The sequence below is a fragment of the Burkholderia semiarida genome (genome assembly GCF_029268935.1).
Lineage (GTDB): Bacteria > Pseudomonadota > Gammaproteobacteria > Burkholderiales > Burkholderiaceae > Burkholderia > Burkholderia semiarida.
The window spans coordinates 1117726-1134702 of record NZ_JAHLCL010000005.1 but is presented as its reverse complement, the minus strand read 5'-3'; the positions used below and the strand labels follow the sequence as shown (position 1 = coordinate 1134702).

At 69.2% G+C, this 16977-nt stretch carries 13 protein-coding genes; 7 read left to right on the top strand and 6 right to left on the bottom strand.

Features of this window, described 5'->3' with window-relative positions; translation table 11 throughout:
* The first annotated feature begins 64 nt into the window (after positions 1–64).
* Complete coding sequence (gene ppc / locus KPB06_RS11945; RefSeq protein WP_059576653.1) at positions 65–3094, top strand: phosphoenolpyruvate carboxylase; 3030 nt, start codon at positions 65–67, stop codon at positions 3092–3094.
* A gap of 120 nt (positions 3095–3214) precedes the next feature.
* Here the strand turns inward: ppc and KPB06_RS11940 are convergent, their stop codons facing one another.
* Positions 3215–3967 (bottom strand): class I SAM-dependent methyltransferase, encoded by a 753-nt coding sequence (locus KPB06_RS11940; protein WP_059576656.1) that lies wholly within the window; start codon positions 3965–3967, stop codon positions 3215–3217.
* 226 nt (positions 3968–4193) lie between these two features.
* Between KPB06_RS11940 and KPB06_RS11935 the strand changes: the two genes are divergently transcribed.
* Positions 4194–5003, top strand: a complete 810-nt coding sequence (locus tag KPB06_RS11935) for a helix-turn-helix transcriptional regulator (RefSeq protein WP_059576659.1) — start codon at positions 4194–4196, stop codon at positions 5001–5003.
* A gap of 7 nt (positions 5004–5010) precedes the next feature.
* On the opposite strand, the gene KPB06_RS11930 is transcribed toward KPB06_RS11935, so the two are convergent.
* Positions 5011–6006, bottom strand: a complete 996-nt coding sequence (locus tag KPB06_RS11930) for a Csu type fimbrial protein (RefSeq protein ID WP_059576663.1) — start codon at positions 6004–6006, stop codon at positions 5011–5013.
* A gap of 296 nt (positions 6007–6302) precedes the next feature.
* Between KPB06_RS11930 and KPB06_RS11925 the strand changes: the two genes are divergently transcribed.
* The 5 genes from KPB06_RS11925 (at position 6303) to KPB06_RS11905 (ending at position 12256) form a co-directional block, all read left to right on the top strand.
* On the top strand, positions 6303–6839 hold the full coding sequence (locus KPB06_RS11925) for a Csu type fimbrial protein (protein WP_059576666.1): 537 nt from the start codon (positions 6303–6305) through the stop codon (positions 6837–6839).
* Between the two features lie 6 nt (positions 6840–6845).
* On the top strand, positions 6846–7556 hold the full coding sequence (locus tag KPB06_RS11920) for a fimbrial biogenesis chaperone (RefSeq protein WP_059576669.1): 711 nt from the start codon (positions 6846–6848) through the stop codon (positions 7554–7556).
* A 70-nt stretch (positions 7557–7626) separates the two neighbouring features.
* The gene (locus KPB06_RS11915) at positions 7627–9969 is read left to right on the top strand and encodes a fimbria/pilus outer membrane usher protein (protein WP_059576908.1); all 2343 of its coding nucleotides are present in this window, start codon (positions 7627–7629) and stop codon (positions 9967–9969) included.
* A gap of 89 nt (positions 9970–10058) precedes the next feature.
* Positions 10059–11468, top strand: coding sequence for an argininosuccinate lyase (argH, locus tag KPB06_RS11910; RefSeq protein ID WP_059576672.1), 1410 nt, complete (start codon positions 10059–10061; stop codon positions 11466–11468).
* Between the two features lie 104 nt (positions 11469–11572).
* Positions 11573–12256, top strand: a complete 684-nt coding sequence (locus KPB06_RS11905; protein WP_059576911.1) for an HAD family hydrolase — start codon at positions 11573–11575, stop codon at positions 12254–12256.
* Positions 12257–12338: 82 nt separating this feature from the next.
* Here the strand turns inward: KPB06_RS11905 and KPB06_RS11900 are convergent, their stop codons facing one another.
* The 4 genes from KPB06_RS11900 to sodC all read right to left on the bottom strand — a co-directional run bounded on the left by KPB06_RS11900 (position 12339) and on the right by sodC (position 16868).
* Positions 12339–13133, bottom strand: a complete 795-nt coding sequence (locus KPB06_RS11900) for a lysozyme inhibitor LprI family protein (RefSeq protein WP_059576675.1) — start codon at positions 13131–13133, stop codon at positions 12339–12341.
* On the bottom strand, positions 13133–15412 hold the full coding sequence (locus tag KPB06_RS11895; protein ID WP_059576678.1) for an arginine/lysine/ornithine decarboxylase: 2280 nt from the start codon (positions 15410–15412) through the stop codon (positions 13133–13135). Before KPB06_RS11895 ends, KPB06_RS11900 begins: the two co-directional genes overlap by 1 nt.
* An 81-nt stretch (positions 15413–15493) precedes the next feature.
* On the bottom strand, positions 15494–16063 hold the full coding sequence (gene dcd, locus KPB06_RS11890; RefSeq protein ID WP_006398615.1) for a dCTP deaminase: 570 nt from the start codon (positions 16061–16063) through the stop codon (positions 15494–15496).
* Positions 16064–16331: 268 nt separating this feature from the next.
* Positions 16332–16868, bottom strand: coding sequence for a superoxide dismutase [Cu-Zn] (gene sodC, locus KPB06_RS11885; protein ID WP_059576681.1), 537 nt, complete (start codon positions 16866–16868; stop codon positions 16332–16334).
* Positions 16869–16977: the final 109 nt, after the last annotated feature.

Genomic DNA, 16977 nt, shown 5'->3' with positions numbered 1-16977 from the left:
TTGACCGCAGTTCCCGCAGTTTCCGCAGTTCCTTTTGACTCGAGCTTTCCCAAGGAAACCCATCGTGAAGTCTTCCGGATCGGCGCGTACGGCGCGCCGCAATGCTGCCCTGTCCTCCTCCGACGCCTCGACGGACACCGTCGCCACCGCCGCGAACGGCCGTGCGAAAGCGGCAACGAAACCAACGGCAACGAAACCGAAAGACGCGATACGTCAGACAAAACGCACGACGAAAACCGCCGGCCCCGCGGCCCGCGACGCCGTCGCGCCGAAGGCCGGCACCCGCGCGCGCGACGACAAGGACCGCCCGCTGTTCGAGGACATCCGCTTCCTCGGCCGCCTGCTCGGCGACGTCGTGCGCGAACAGGAAGGCGATACGGTGTTCGACGTCGTCGAGACGATCCGCCAGACCGCGGTCAAGTTCCGCCGCGAGGACGACAGCGAAGCCGCGCAGACGCTCGAGAAGAAGCTGCGCAAGCTGACGCCGGAGCAGACGGTGAGCGTCGTACGCGCGTTCAGCTATTTCTCGCACCTCGCGAACATCGCGGAAGACCGCCACCACAACCGCCGCCGCCGCATCCACGCGCTGGCCGGCTCCGCGCCGCAGCCCGGCACGGTCGCATACGCGCTCGACCAGCTGAAAACCACCGGCAACGCGTCGAAGCGCCTGCTGCAGCGCTTCTTCGACGATGCGCTGATCGTGCCGGTGTTGACCGCGCATCCGACCGAAGTGCAGCGCAAGAGCATCCTCGACGCGCAGCACGACATCGCGCGCCTGCTCGCCGAGCGCGACCAGGAGCTGACCGCGCGCGAGCGCCAGTACAACGAAGCGATGCTGCGCGCGCGCGTGACCGCGCTGTGGCAGACGCGCATGCTGCGCGACGCGCGCCTGACGGTCGGCGACGAGATCGAGAACGCGCTGTCGTACTACCGCGCGACGTTCCTCGACGAACTGCCCGCGCTGTACGGCGACATCGAGGCCGCGCTCGCCGAGCACGGCCTGTCGGCCCGCGTGCCCGCGTTCTTCCAGATGGGCAGCTGGATCGGCGGCGACCGCGACGGCAACCCGAACGTGACCGCCGCGACGCTCGACGAGGCGATCAACCGTCAGGCCGCGGTGATCCTCGAACACTATCTGGAACAGGTGCACAAGCTGGGCGCCGAGCTGTCGGTGTCGAACCTGCTGGTCGGCGCGAACGACGCGGTGAAGGCGCTCGCGGCCGCGTCGCCCGACCAGTCGCCGCACCGCGTCGACGAACCGTATCGCCGCGCGCTGATCGGCATCTATACGCGGCTCGCCGCGAGCGCGCGCGTGCGTCTCGGCGAAGGTACGGTGCCGGTGCGCAGCGCCGGCCGCGGCGCGCCGCCCGTGCGTGCGGTCCCGTATGAAGATTCGGAAGCGTTCGTCGCCGACCTGAAGGTGCTGACCGCGTCGCTCGAGGAACACCACGGCGCGTCGCTCGCCGCGCCGCGCCTCGCGCCGCTCGTGCGCGCGGCCGAAGTGTTCGGCTTCCATCTCGCGAGCATCGACCTGCGCCAAAGTTCCGACATCCACGAGGCGGTGGTCGCCGAGCTGTTCGCGCGCGCGGGCGTCGAGGCCGACTATGCGGCGCTCGCCGAGGAAGACAAGCTGCGCGTGCTGCTCGCCGCGCTCGCCGATCCGCGCCCGCTGCGCTCGCCGTACATCGAATACTCGGCGCTCGCGCAAAGCGAGCTCGGCGTGTTCGAGAAGGCGCGCGAGGTCCGCGCGCAATTCGGCGCGCGTGCGGTGCGCAACTACATCATTTCGCATACGGAAACCGTCAGCGACCTCGTCGAAGTCCTGCTGCTGCAGAAGGAGACAGGCCTGCTCGAAGGCACGCTCGGCGTGCCGGGCAGCGACGCGAAGAACAGCCTGATGGTGATCCCGCTGTTCGAGACGATCCCCGACCTGCGCGACGCGTCGCGCATCATGCGCGACTACTTTGCACTGCCGGGCATCGACGCGCTGATCGCGCACCAGGGCGCCGAGCAGGAAGTGATGCTCGGCTACTCGGACAGCAACAAGGACGGCGGCTTCCTCACGTCGAACTGGGAGCTGTATCGCGCGGAACTCGCGCTCGTCGACCTGTTCCGCGAGCGCAAGATCACGCTGCGGCTGTTCCACGGGCGCGGCGGTACGGTCGGCCGCGGAGGCGGCCCGACCTACCAGGCGATCCTGTCGCAGCCGCCGGGCACCGTCAACGGCCAGATCCGCCTGACCGAACAGGGCGAGGTGATCGCGAGCAAGTTCTCGAACCCGTCGATCGGCCGGCGCAACCTCGAGACGGTCGTCGCCGCGACGCTCGAGGCGTCGCTGCTGCCGCAGTCGAACGCACCGGCGCAACTGCCGGCGTTCGAGGCCGCGATGCAGACGCTGTCCGACTCGGCGATGGCCGCGTACCGCGCGCTCGTCTATGAAACGCCGGGCTTCACCGATTACTTCTTCGCGTCGACGCCGATCACCGAGATCGCCGAGCTGAATATCGGCAGCCGCCCGGCGTCGCGCAAGCTGCAGGACCCGAAGCAGCGCAAGATCGAGGATCTGCGCGCGATTCCGTGGGGCTTCTCGTGGGGCCAGTGCCGGCTGCTGCTGACCGGCTGGTACGGCTTCGGCAGCGCGGTGAGCGCGTATCTCGACGGCGCCGGGGACGACGCCGAACGCGCGAAACGCGTCACGCTGCTGAAGAAGATGAACAAGACCTGGCCGTTCTTCTCGAACCTGCTGTCGAACATGGACATGGTGCTCGCGAAGACGGATCTCGCGGTCGCGTCGCGCTATGCGCAGCTCGTGCCCGATCGCAAGCTGCGCAAGCACGTGTTCGAGCGGATCGTCGCGGAATGGGAGCGCACGTCGCGGGCGCTCGCTGAGATCACCGGGCACGAAGGCCGCCTCGCGACCAACCCGCTGCTCGCGCGCTCGATCAAGAACCGCTTCCCGTATCTCGATCCGCTGAACCACCTGCAGGTCGAGCTGATCAAGCGTCACCGCGCGGGCGACACGAACGCGCGGCTGCGCCGCGGGATTCACCTGACGATCAACGGGATCGCGGCCGGCCTGCGCAACACCGGCTGATCCGCGGGCGGCGCGGGCGCGGTTTCGCGCCGGCCGGGATAACGAAAGCCGCGATACGCGTTCGTGCGTATCGCGGCTTTTTTCATGCGATCGCGAAACGGCGCGGCGCGCGCCGCCCGCTCAGTGCGCGTCGATCAGCAACGCGTCGTGCTCGAACGACCCGTCGGCCTGCACCGCGTAGTAGCCGCGCACCTCGTCCGGCGCATGCGCCCACAGCGCGCGAATGCCGGCAACGCTGTCGGCCGGCGTGCGGATGCGCGCGACCCACGTGTCGAAATCGATCGGCAGACGCCAGCGGCTGTGCACCCGCACGTCGAAACCGGCGGCGCGGAACATCGCGAGCCATTCGTCCGCGCGGTAGTCGCGCACGTGCGACGCGTCGCGCAGCACTTCCGCGGCCTGCAGGTACGTATCGAGGAGCGGATGGTCGTTGCCCGCGATGTCGATCATCAGCACGCGGCCGCCCGGCTTCAGCACGCGGCGCACCTCGGCGAGCGCCGCGCGCAGGTCGTGCCAGTGGTGCGCGCTCATCCGGCTCACGACCCAGTCGAACGTCGCGGTGTCGAACGGCAGCCGCTCGGCCGGGCCCTGCTGCGTGCGGATGTTCGCGAGCCCGCGCTCGCGCGCGGCCGCATTGACGGTCGCAAGCATCGGCGCGGCGAGATCGTACGCGACCACCTCGCGCACGTGCGGCGCGACCGCGAAGCTCGCGTGGCCGGCACCGCAACCGAGGTCGAGCACCGCGGCGTCGGGCGTCGCGCTCACCGCGTCGGCGAGCGCCCGCAGGTCGGCGCCCGTCGCATGGACCGTGCTCGTCAGATAGGCGGCGGCCGTCGTGCCGAACGCGTCGGCGACCTGCTCGTGGTGTTTCATCGTTCGCTCCTTTCCTTGATGCCGTCGGCCGAACCCCACGCTTGCGCGCGCGATCCGGCCCCGTGCAACGTATTGTGGGGGACGCCCGCTGCCCTGCCAGCGCGCGAGCCGCTACAATAGGCCTGCATTTGTACCAGTACAAGTTAAGCAGTTATTCTGGTATTCGATCCACCTGTCTGATCGTTCGATCGTTGCCGCGTCTTCGCTTCCACTTCGCCGTTTCCGCATGAACCAGCCGTCCTCCGCCCTCGTCCCGCCGCTCGACGCCACGCCCGCCCGCGCGCTCGGCGAATTCATCCGCGCCCATCGCGAGCGGCTGTCGCCACAGGCCGTCGGCCTGCCGCCCGGCCCGCGCCGCCGCACGCCGGGGCTGCGGCGCGAGGAAGTCGCGCAACTGTGCGGCGTAAGCCCGACCTGGTACACGTGGATCGAACAGGGCCGGCCCGTGTCGGCCTCCGCCGACGCGCTCGCCCGGATCGCCGTCGCGCTGCAGTTGTCGAAGGCGGAACGCGCGTACCTGTTCGAGCTGGCCGCGCAGCGCGACCCGGCCGAGCCCGACGTCGCGGGCGGCGACCTGCCGCCGACGCTCGCCGCGACCGTCGCCGCGATCGCGACGCCCGCCTACGTGCTCGACCGCCAATGGAACGCGCTCGCGTGGAACCCGCCGGCCGCCGCGCTCTTTTCCGGCTGGCTCGATGGCGAGCACGACCGCAACCTGCTGCGCTTCACGTTCATGTCGCCGGCTGCACGCACGCTGATCGTCGACTGGGAAACCCGCGCGCGGCGGCTCGCGGCCGAATTCCGCGCCGACGCGATCCGCCACCTGACCGACGCGCCGACGCGCGCGCTGATCGACGCGCTGACGGCCGGCAGCGACGCGTTCGCGCAGTACTGGGCGTCGCAGGACGTGTTCGAGCGCGAAGGCGGGCGGCGCGAATTCGACCATCCGGCCGACGGCCGCCTCGTGTACCAGCAGATCACGCTGAAACCCGCGCACCGCGAGGACCTGAAGCTCGTCGTGCTGGTGCGCGACTGAGCGCGGCTCAGAAGCTGATCGTCGCGGTAATCGTGTCGCTGTAGTTGCCGGGCGCCGGCGTCGCTTGCGCGGGCACGCGGCCGTACACGGTGATCGCCTGCGCGAACCCGCTGCCGGTGCCGGTCGCCATCGACGTGCCGGCGGTGCCGTCGCCCCATGGTTGCGTGAAGCCGCTGTCCTGATAGAGCTGGTAGCTGACCGACCCGCCGCCCGCGCGCTGCATCGTGCGTGCGGCGACGTTGCCGCTGCCGCCGCCGTTCAACGCGATCCGGAATGCGTCGCCGTTCGTGCAGCGCGCGCTGATCGAGCCGCTGGCGGTCAGCGCGGACGCCAGCACGCCTGCGGGCGGAAACGCGACGCCGGTCGCGCTGATGATGCAGTTGTTGATGACGGTGGCGGTCGTGGTAACCGTCATCGTGCCGGCCGTCGACTGCGACACACACGGTGTCGGCAGCACGCCAAGCAGCGAAAAACTGTAGCTGTATGCGGCCTGGTTGCCGCTGAAACTCTGTGTATAGACGGTGCTGCCGTTGTTCACGGTCGGCACGGTTGGCTGGTTCGGCGCGATGCGGCCATAGATGGTCACGTTCGCACTCGCGGACGTGCCGAGCGCCGGTTTCGTCAACGTCAGCGATATCGGCGTCGTGCCGCTGCTCACGGCGCCCCAGGCCTGCGAATAGCCGGCGTCCTGATACAGGTCGTACTGCATCTGGTTCGCCCCGTTGCTCAGGTAGCGCGGGCTGGTGCCGCCGAGGTTCACGCACACGAGCACGCCGGTGTTCAGGCTCAGCGCGTCCCACGTGCAGTTCACGGTCATCGTGGCGGTCGTCGTGTAGGCCTGTTGCGTGATCGGACTGACCGAGCCGAAGCTCGGCACCGGCGGCGTCACCGTGCACGTATCCGCACGCGCCGGCATCCAGGGCATGCCGAGCAGCGCCGCCAGCAGCAGGGACGCGAGCGCGCGCATCCAGCGGCGCGCCAGATCGAAGCCGTCAGCCTCCATGCATCTCCCCCGAAAAAAACGTCCGGACGATCGGGTTCGCGGATCCGGCCGCGCCCTCATCGTATCCATCCGCGCATCGATCGTTCGCACTGTTACTTGATCCGTGTCAAATAGGCCGATGGAATCCGTCCGCCCCCCGGGCAATGCATGCCAGGTCGGCGTTTTCTCCATTGCGCGCGACCAAAGCCGTGGAGTAGTCTTCCACCAACGACAGAGCGGTAACGGCGACCGGCAACAGACCACGCGGCAGGCACTCCGCGGCCGGGCGACCCCTTGAACGGCAGGAGACAATCATAATGATAGATTCCCGACGTCGTGTTTTTTCAGCCATGCTCGCAGCCACGTTCGCATTCGCGCCGGTGCTGCAGCCCGTCACCGTTGCCGCAGTCTATTCGAACGGCACGGCCACCGCGCAATTCAACGTCACGCTCACGATCCAGGCGAACTGCACGATCGCCGCGAACCCGCTTGCATTCGGCACCACCGGCGTGCTCGCGTCGACGGTCAACCAGCAGACGACGGTCTCCGTCACCTGCACGAACTCGACACCCTACAACATCGGACTCGACGCCGGCGCGGTAACCGGCTCGACCGTCGCCAGCCGGCTGATGGGCGGCACCACGACGGGCAATACCGGCACGACGGTCGGCTACCAGCTCTACCAGGACTCCGGCCACTCGACGATCTGGGGCAACACGCAAGGCACCGACACGGTCGGCGGCACCGGCACCGGTTCCGCGCAGGTGCTGAACGTGTACGGCCAGGTACCCGCGCAAGCGACGCCGAAGCCCGACACCTACCAGGCCTCGGTCACCGCCACCGTCTATTTCTGACGGGCCGTGCGATTGTTCCCGCGCGCCTTTGCCGCGCTGTGCGTCGGGTGGGCGGCGGCGGTTTCGCATGCCGCCACGCTGCAGATCACGCCCGTGACGATCGAGCTGCCGCCTTCGGCGGCAGCCGCGAGCATGACGCTCAGCAACCCGGGCGGGCGGCCGATCTACGGCCAGGTCCGCACCTATCGCTGGACGCAGGAAAACGGCACCGACGTGATGACGCCGACCGACGCGCTCGCCGCGTCGCCGCCGCTGCTGCAGATCGACGCGAACGCCGAGCAGTTGATCCGGCTCGTGCGCACGAGCCGCGGCACGCCGGCCGCAGAAGAGAGCTATCGCGTGCTGATCGACGAACTGCCCGCGCCGGGCGCGCCGGTCGACAACGGCGTGACGATCCGGCTGCGCTATTCCGTGCCCGTATTCGTCGAGCCCGACGCCGCGCAAGCGTCCCCGCGCCTCGACTGGCGCATCGAATCCGACGGGACCGGCATGCGGCTCGCGGTCGACAATCGCGGCGGACGGCGGGCGCAGATTTCCGCGGTCCGGCTGGTCGATGCGCGAGGCGGCGTCCACGAGATCACGCGCGGGCTACTCGGCTATGCGCTCGCGGGCAGCACGCGACGCTGGCCGCTCAAGCTCGACGCCGGCGCGCCCTTCGTCAAGATCCAGGCGACCGTCAACGCGCAGCCGGTCGAAGCCCGGCTGCCGGTGCCCTGAGCCACCCGGGCAGGATCGCACGACGTTGCCCGTGCCGACGCCGAGCAAGATCCTCCGGGCCGACTGCCCCGTGCGACACGCCGGGCCGGCCCGACCCACCGCCGCGCTGCTCGCGCTGGCGCTGATACTCGCGCTGCGCGCGCCCGCCGTATGCGCGCAGCCGGCGCCGATGCCGGCCGCCGCCGTGTCCGAAGCCGCGGCGCAAGCCGACGGGCTGTATCTCGACGTGTCGCTCAACGGCGAACCGACGCACCGGATCGCCCGGTTCCGGCAGATCGACGGGCGGCTGTACGCGGGCTCCGCCGACCTGAACGATCTGGGCATCGCGACCGGCGGCCCCGCGAACGCACCGTCGAACACGCTCGTCGCGCTCGATACGCTCGCGGGGCTGCACTACGATTACGACGCCGGGCGGCAGACGCTCGACCTGCGCGTGCCCGATGCACTGCGCATTCCGCACACGTTCGATACGCGCGCGCTCGCCGCCGCGCCGCCGGCGACGTCCGGCCGCGGCTTCGTGCTGAACTACGATGCCTACGCGCAAACCGTCGCACGCGCGCCGCTCGCGGTCTGGAGCGAGGCGCGCTATTTCGATCCGGCCGGCGTACTCAGCAGCACCGGCATCGCGTACCTGTACGACGACCGCCGGCGCTACGTGCGCTACGACACGTCCTGGACCCGCTCGAATCCCCGCACGCTCACGACGACCCAGGTCGGCGACACGATTTCGTCGTCGCTGTCCTGGACGCGCTCGCTGCGCCTGGGCGGCGTGCAGTGGCGCAGCAATTTCGGCCTGCGCCCCGACCTCGTCACGTTTCCGGTGCCCGCGCTGTCCGGCAGCGCGGTCGTGCCGACGTCGGTCGACCTGTACGTCAACAACGTGCGCCAGTTCAGCGGCGACGTGCCGAGCGGGCCATTCGTGATCAACAGCGTGCCGGGCATCACCGGCGCGGGCAACGCGACGGTCGTCACGCGCGACGCGCTCGGCCGCTCGATCGCGACGTCGATTCCGCTGTACGTCGATACGCGCCTGCTGGCCCCCGGCCTCGCCAGCTATTCGGTCGAAGCCGGTTTCCTGCGCCGCGCGTACGGCACCGATTCGTTCGACTACGCGCGCACGCCGGCGGCGAGCGGCTCGCTGCGCTACGGGATCAGCGAGCGGCTGACCGTCGAAGCGCACGGGGAAGCGACGGCCGGCGTCTACAACGCCGGCGCCGGCGTGCTCGCACGCCTCGGCGAGCGCGGCGTGGCGAACGCGTCGCTGGCGCTCAGCGCGCCGGGCAGCACCGGCGTGCAGGCGGGCGTCGGCTACCAGTACGTGACGCCGCGCTTCTCGATCGACGCGCAGACCCTGCGCGCATTCGGCGACTACATCGACCTGGGCAGCCGCGAAGGCGTGCCGGTCTCGCGCGCCACCGATCGCGTGACGGTGTCGTTCCCGTTCCTGCGCGCGCAAACGCTGTCGTTCAGCTATCTGGCCCTCGAGTATCCGGGCGTCGCCGCGTCGCGGATCGGCTCGATCGCTTACCTCGTCAATCTGGGCGGGCTGACCTCGATCACGTTCAGCGGCTTCCAGGACTTCCGGCAACGCGATGCGCGCGGCTTCTTCGTGAGCCTGAGCATCGGGCTGGGCGGCAACACGTCTGTCTCCGCGAACGCCGGGCGGCAGAACGGCGAATCGACCTACACGCTCAATGCATCGCGGCCGCCCGACTACGGCGGCGGCTTCGGCTGGAACGTGCAGGCCGGCACCCAAGCGGGCACGCGCTACGGGCAGGGCCAGCTGCAGTATCTCGGCCGCGCCGGCCAGCTCACGCTGCTCGCGCAATCGTTCGACGGGCGCGCCAACGCGGCGGTCGACGTCACCGGCGCGTTCGTGCTGATGGATGGCCGGGTGATGACGGCGCGCCGCGTCGACGACGGCTTCGCGCTCGTCTCGACCGACACGGGGCGCGTGCCCGTGCTACACCAGAACCGGCTGATCGGCGCGACGGACCACGCCGGCTACCTGCTGGTGCCCGACCTGAATGCGTACCAGAACAATCGCATCGCGATCGACGGCAGCGCGCTGCCGGCCGACGCGCGGATCGCCGACACGACGCTCGACGTCGTGCCGCAGGCCCGCTCCGGCGTGCTCGCGCACTTCGCCATCACGCGCTACAGCGCCGCGTCGATCGCGCTGCGCGCGTCGGACGGCACGCCGCTTCCGCCGGGGCTCGAGGTCCGCCACGTCGAAAGCGGCCAGCGCACGATCGTCGGCTACGACGGCCTGACCTTCGTCGACGGCCTCGTCGCGAACAACCACCTGGAGATCTCCGGCGGCGGCCGCGACTGCACCGTCGAATTCGCGTACCGGCGGCCGGACGACGGCACGCTGCCGCGCATCGGCCCGCTGACCTGCAGCCCGCGCTAGCGCGCGCCGGCCGCCCGCTTCGCGAATGTTAGAATCGCGGGATTCCCTCGGCGGCGCACGGCCGCCCAACTCCCCTTCGAAGAATCGCCATGACGTCCCAACTGCACAAAAAGGGCGAGGCCTGGTCGGCCCGCTTCTCGGAACCGATGTCGGAGCTGGTCAAGCGCTACACGTCGTCGGTGTTTTTCGACAAGCGCCTCGCGCTCGTCGACATCGCCGGCTCGCTCGCGCACGCGAACATGCTCGCCGCGCAGAAGATCATCAGCGCCGACGACCTGGCCGCGATCGAACGCGGGATGGCGCAGATCAAGGGCGAGATCGAGCGTGGCGAATTCGAATGGCAGCTCGACCTGGAAGACGTCCACCTGAACATCGAGGCGCGCCTGACCGCGCTGATCGGCGATGCCGGCAAGCGCCTGCATACGGGCCGCTCGCGCAACGACCAGGTCGCGACCGACATCCGCCTGTGGCTGCGCGGCGAGATCGACCGCATCGGCGGCCTGCTGAACGACCTGCGCGGCGCGCTGATCGACCTCGCGGAACAGAACGCCGACACGATCATGCCGGGCTTCACGCACCTGCAGGTCGCGCAGCCGGTCACGTTCGGCCACCATCTCCTCGCATACGTCGAGATGTTCACGCGCGACGCGGAACGCATGCGCGACTGCCGCACCCGCGTGAACCGCCTGCCGCTCGGCGCGGCCGCGCTCGCCGGCACCAGCTATCCGATCGATCGCCACGCGGTCGCGAAGACGCTCGGCTTCGACGGCATCTGCGCGAACTCGCTCGACGCGGTGTCCGATCGCGACTTCGCGATCGAATTCACGGCGGCGTCGGCGCTCGTGATGACGCACGTGTCGCGTTTCTCCGAAGAGCTCGTGCTGTGGATGAGCCCGCGCGTCGGCTTCATCGACATCGCCGACCGCTTCTGCACCGGCAGCTCGATCATGCCGCAGAAGAAGAACCCCGACGTGCCCGAGCTCGCGCGCGGCAAGACCGGCCGCGTGAACGGCCACCTGATGGCGCTCCTCACGCTGATGAAGGGCCAGCCGCTCGCGTACAACAAGGACAACCAGGAAGACAAGGAACCGCTGTTCGACACGGTCGACACCGTCGCCGACACGCTGCGGATCTTCGCCGAGATGGTCGCCGGCATCACCGTGAAGCCGGATGCGATGCGCGCGGCCGCGCTGCAGGGCTTCTCGACCGCCACCGACCTCGCCGACTACCTGGTCAAGCGCGGCCTGCCGTTCCGCGACGCGCACGAAGCCGTCGCGCACGCGGTGAAGATCTGCGACGATCGCGGCATCGACCTCGCCGATCTGACGCTCGACGAAATGAAGCAGGAACTGCCGAACGTCGCGCACCTGATCGGCGACGACGTGTTCGGCTACCTGACGCTCGAAGGGTCGGTCGCGAGCCGCAACCACCCGGGCGGCACCGCGCCCGACCAGGTGCGTGCGGCCGCCAAGGCTGCCCGCGCCGCGCTGGGCCAGTAACGGCCCGCGGTTCCGGACGGACGCCCGCGGCGTCCGTTTTTCATTCGGGCGGCCATCGTGCCGCTCGTCGCCTTCCCCGCTTCACCGCTTCACGGATGCTCCCGATGACCTTCTCCGCCGCGCTCTTCGACATGGACGGCCTGCTCGTCGATTCCGAGCGGACTATCATGAACACGTGGATCGACGTGTCGAACGCGCACGGCGTCGTGCTGACCGAGATCGATTACCTGCAGATCGTCGGCCGCTCGTTCGCCGAAGGCCAGGTGATCCTCGCGCGGCTGATCGGCGACCCCGCTACGTTCGACGCGGTGCGCGTCCGCGTGCGCGAGCGGCTCGCCGCCCCGGAGCCCCATCCGAAGTTTCCGCTGAAGCCGGGCGCGCTTGCGCTGCTCGACACGCTCGCGCAGGCCGGCATTCCGTGCGCGGTCGCGTCGTCGTCCGCGGGCGACGTGATCCGCGCGCGGCTCGACGCGGTCGGCGTGCTGCCGTTCTTCCGCGCGGTCGCGGGCGGCGACGAAGTCGCGCGCGGCAAGCCCGACCCTGCCGTCTACCGGCTCGCGGCCGAACGCCTCGGCGTGCCGGCCCACGCGTGCATCGCGTTCGAGGACAGCGACTTCGGCGCGCTCTCGGCCGCCGGCGCCGGCGCGGCGGTCGTCACCGTGCCCGACCTGAAGGCGCCGACGCCGGAGATCGTCGCGCTGAGCCTGCACGTGCTCGCGTCGCTCGACGATGCGCTCGCGCTCGTGCCGTCGTGGTTCGGGCTGCAGGGCATGTCGCAGCCGGCGTAGGCGATACACCGCGCCATGCAAAACGGGCACCCTCGGGTGCCCGTTTTGTCGTGTCGCCGGCTCGGCAGCGGCGCGGCAGCCGTTACCGATTGCCGGCCGTCTCCGACAGCCGCTTCATCGTCGCGATGCGCGCGCCGATCAGGTCGACGCGCCCGTCCTCGCCGACGAGCGGCGCCGTCGCATCGCGGAACGCCACCCACGCGCGCTGCGCGCGCACGAGCGTCGCGGCCGAATGCGCGGGCATCTTGCGGCGCAACTTCTGGTAATAGCGGTTCAGGTCGAACAGCGCGTGCTCGCACGCGGCATCCTGCGCACACGGCCGCACGCGGCGCAGCGCCGGCTCGCGGGGCGCGTTCGCCGACTTGGCGCCGCCCTGCGCACCGCTCGTCGCCGCCACCGGCACGGCAGCGGGCGGCGGCGCATAGCGATCGGCCGCCCCGCGTAGCGCCAGCGCGCGATCGCGCACCGGCTGCAGTTGCAGGTCGGCGCTCGACATCGCATACGCGGTGCCGCGTGTCGTGTCGTATACGGCCTTCAGCAGCAGCACCTCGTCCTTGCGCCACGTGAGCCAGCGGCGCTGGCTGTCCTGCCAGCCGCGCTTCGCGTCGGCCGGCGCATCCTTCAACAGGCGCTGGTACGCGCCGTCCATCACTGCCTGCCACTGCTGCTGCGCCTCGCCCATGCACTGGATCTGCCCGGCCGGCGACGACCGGTCGCGCCGCGCGAGGCATTGCCGCATCGCGACGTCGATCGGGTCGGCCGCCGCGACTTCCGCATGGGCGACACCGGCGCCCGCGAGCCCCGTCAATCCTGCCGCCCAGACGACGAGCGCGGCCAGCGCCGCGCGCATCGTCCGGATTCGTCCATGCGTCGCCATCAGTCGCGCACGCAGTCGACGAAGTACTCGACGCGGCCGTTCACCTCTTCCGCGACGAGGCCGTGGATGTCGGTGTGGAAGCCCGGGAAGCGCTCGTTGAAGTCGCGCGCGAACCGCAGGTAGTTCACGATCGTCTTGTTGAAGCGCTCGCCCGGGATCAGCAGCGGAATGCCCGGCGGGTACGGCGTGAGCAGGATGCTCGTCACGCGGCCTTCGAGCTCGTCGAGCGGCACGCGGTCGATCTTGCGGTGCGCGAGCTTCGCGAACGCGTCCGACGGCTTCATCGCCGGCTCCATGTCCGACAGGTACATCTCGGTCGTCAGGCGCGCGATGTCGTTCGCGCGGTACACGTCGTGGATCTGCGTGCAGAGGTCGCGCAGGCCGACGCGCTCGTAGCGCGGATGCTGCGCGACGAATTCCGGCAGCACGCGCCACAGCGGCTGGTTGTTGTCGTAGTCGTCCTTGAACTGCTGCAGCTCGGTCACCATCGAGTTCCAGCGGCCCTTCGTGATGCCGATCGTGAACATGATGAAGAACGAGTACAGGCCGGTCTTCTCGACGATGATCCCGTGCTCGGCCAGGTACTTCGTGACGATCGCGGCCGGAATGCCGGTCTCGCCGAACTCGCCGTCGACGTCGAGCCCCGGCGTGATGATCGTCGCCTTGATCGGGTCGAGCATGTTGAAGCCTTCCGCGAGCGGGCCGAAGCCGTGCCAGTGGTCGTTCGGCTTCAGCATCCAGTCCTCGCGCGAACCGATGCCTTCCTCGGACAGGTTGTCCGGGCCCCACACGCTGAAGAACCAGTCGTCGCCGTATTCGGCGTCGACCTTGCGCATCGCGCGGCGGAAGTCGATCGCCTCGGCGATCGATTCCTCGACGAGCGCGGTGCCGCCCGGCGGCTCCATCATCGCGGCCGCGACGTCGCACGACGCGATGATCGCGTACTGCGGGCTCGTCGACGTGTGCATCAGGTACGCCTCGTTGAAGCGGTGCTTGTCGAACGTGCGGTTCTCCGAATCCTGCACGACGATCTGCGACGCCTGCGAGATGCCCGCGAGCAGCTTGTGCGTCGAATGCGTCGCGAACACGAGCGCGCCGGTGCGCGGACGACCATCGCCGATCGCGTGCATGTCGCGGTAGAACGGGTGGAACGTCGCGTGCGGCAGCCACGCTTCGTCGAAGTGCAGCGTGTCGAGCAGGTCGCCGAGCAGGTCCTTGATCATCTCGACGTTGTAGACGACGCCGTCGTACGTGCTCTGCGTGATCGTCAGAATGCGCGGCTTCATGTCCGGGTTCTGGCGCATCGCCTCGCGCGCGAACGGGTTCGCCTCGATCTTCCTGCGGATGTTCTCCGGCTTGAATTCGTCGCGCGGGATCGGCCCGATGATGCCGAAATGATTGCGCGTCGGCGTGAGGAACACGGGGATCGCGCCCGTCATCGTGATCGCGTGCAGGATCGACTTGTGGCAGTTGCGGTCGACCAGCACGATGTCACCGGGCGCGACCGTCGCATGCCAGACGATCTTGTTCGACGTCGACGTGCCGTTGGTCACGAAGAACAGGTGGTCGGCGCTGAAGATGCGCGCCGCATTGCGCTCGGACGCCGCGACCGGCCCCGTGTGGTCGAGCAGCTGGCCGAGCTCGTCCACCGCGTTGCAGACGTCTGCGCGCAGCATGTTCTCGCCGAAGAACTGGTGGAACATCTGGCCGAGCGGGTTCTTCAGGAACGCGACGCCGCCCGAGTGACCGGGGCAGTGCCACGAGTACGAGCCTTCGTCCGCGTACTTGACGAGCTCCTTGAAGAACGGCGGCGCGAGCGAATCGAGATAGACCTTCGCCTCGCGGATGATGTGGCGCGCGACGAACTCCGGGGTGTCCTCGAACATGTGGATGAAGCCGTGCAGTTCGCGCAGGATGTCGTTCGGCAGATGGCGCGACGTGCGCGTCTCGCCGTACAGGAAGATCGGGATGTCCGCGTTGCGGCGGCGCACTTCGGTGACGAACGCGCGCAGCTCGATGATCGCGGTCGCGAGCTCGGGCAGCTCGCCGTCCGGGCCGGTTTCGCCGAGCATGAGTTCGTCGTCGTCGATCGACAGGATGAAGCACGACGCGCGGCTCGATTGCTGCGCGAACGACGTCAGATCGCCGTAGCTCGTGAGGCCGAGGACTTCCACGCCCTCCTTCTCGATCGCTTCGGCCAACGCCCGGATGCCGGAGCCCGAGATGTTCTCGGAGCGGAAATCTTCGTCGATGATGACGACGGGGAAACGAAACTTCATGGGCGATTCTCCAAAAAGAACGACCGCGGCGCGTCACGCGCAGCGGTCACCCGGAAACTGGTGAGACGTTATGCAACCAGATCAGGTTTTCGGCAGCGTGACACCGCGCTGCCCCTGATACTTGCCGCCGCGATCGGCGTACGACACGTCGCACACCTCGTCGCTTTCGAAGAAGAGCACCTGCGCGACGCCTTCGTTCGCGTAGATCTTCGCGGGCAACGGCGTGGTGTTCGAGAATTCCAGCGTGACGTAGCCTTCCCATTCGGGTTCGAACGGTGTCACGTTGACGATGATCCCGCAGCGCGCGTAGGTCGACTTGCCGAGGCAGACGGTGAGCACGGTGCGCGGGATGCGGAAATATTCGACGGTGCGGGCCAGCGCGAACGAGTTCGGCGGGATGATGCACACGTCGCCCTTGAAATCGACAAACGAACCCTCGTCGAAGTTCTTCGGATCGACGATCGTCGAGTTGATGTTCGTGAAGATCTTGAATTCGTCCGCGCAGCGGATGTCGTAGCCGTAGCTCGACGTGCCGTAGCTGACGATCCGGCGGCCGTCCTCGGACGCGCGGACCTGATCGGGCACGAACGGCTCGATCATCTTGTGCTCTTCGGCCATGCGCCGAATCCATTTGTCGGACTTGATGCTCATGCCAGCCTCCGCCGGGCCGTCCCAAGGGCGTAGCAGGGAATTCGCAGAGCACCGCTCTGCGCCTGCGCAGCCGGCCGGCTTTGCAAAGCCGGCCGTGGGCGGCTGGCCGTCCCGTCGGGGGACAACGAACGAAGTGAGCGTTGGGGTCGTTGCATATTCAGGGCGCCTGGAAACGCTGCGTGACAGTCGGTGGGGGCCTTACCCGCGAAGCGGCGGCCGGGAAAGGCGCACATTTTACGCGATCATCGGGCCACGCACGCGGCGGCCGTCAACGGATCACGCCGCACGCCAGCGCGGGCCCCGCGCCATGCTGCGCGAACGCCGGGTCGCTCGAGTCGCGGTGCACCAGCGCCGCCCGGTTCATCGCGGAGCGCACGCCATCGAGGGCCAGATCGGGCGCGACGATGAAGCCGGCCGCGACGCCGTTCGCATCCGCATGGATGTTGCCGAGATCGCCGGCGACGCGCGCCCCGGCGCGCAGCCGGTCGGCGGCTGGCGCGAACACGGGGCCTGCGCTCGAGCCGTCGCCGGCGTTGCAGTCGCCGCGTTCGTGCACCTGCAGCGCGTGATCGCTGTTCGGCGGCAGGCCGACCAGGTTGTAGGTGACCTGCACGCCGTCCGGGCGCTCGACGAATGTCACCGCGCCGCGCGCCTGCGAGCCGACCGTCGGCTGCAGTTGCGCGTCGGCCCGTTTTTCGTGCGACGAGGAAAAGGAGGTACAGCCGGCCAGCAGGCCCAGCGCGGCGGCGGCCAGCAGCGCGCGCCGCGCGCGGCCGGCGCGCACGCCGTGATGTCGTTGTTTCATTCGATCCTCATGCCGGCTGGCGGCCGTTTGACACGGCGGCCGCGCCGGGCGGGTAAAGGGACCCGGGAAAAGTCGCCATGATACCGCGCCTCGCGGCGCCGTAAACAGC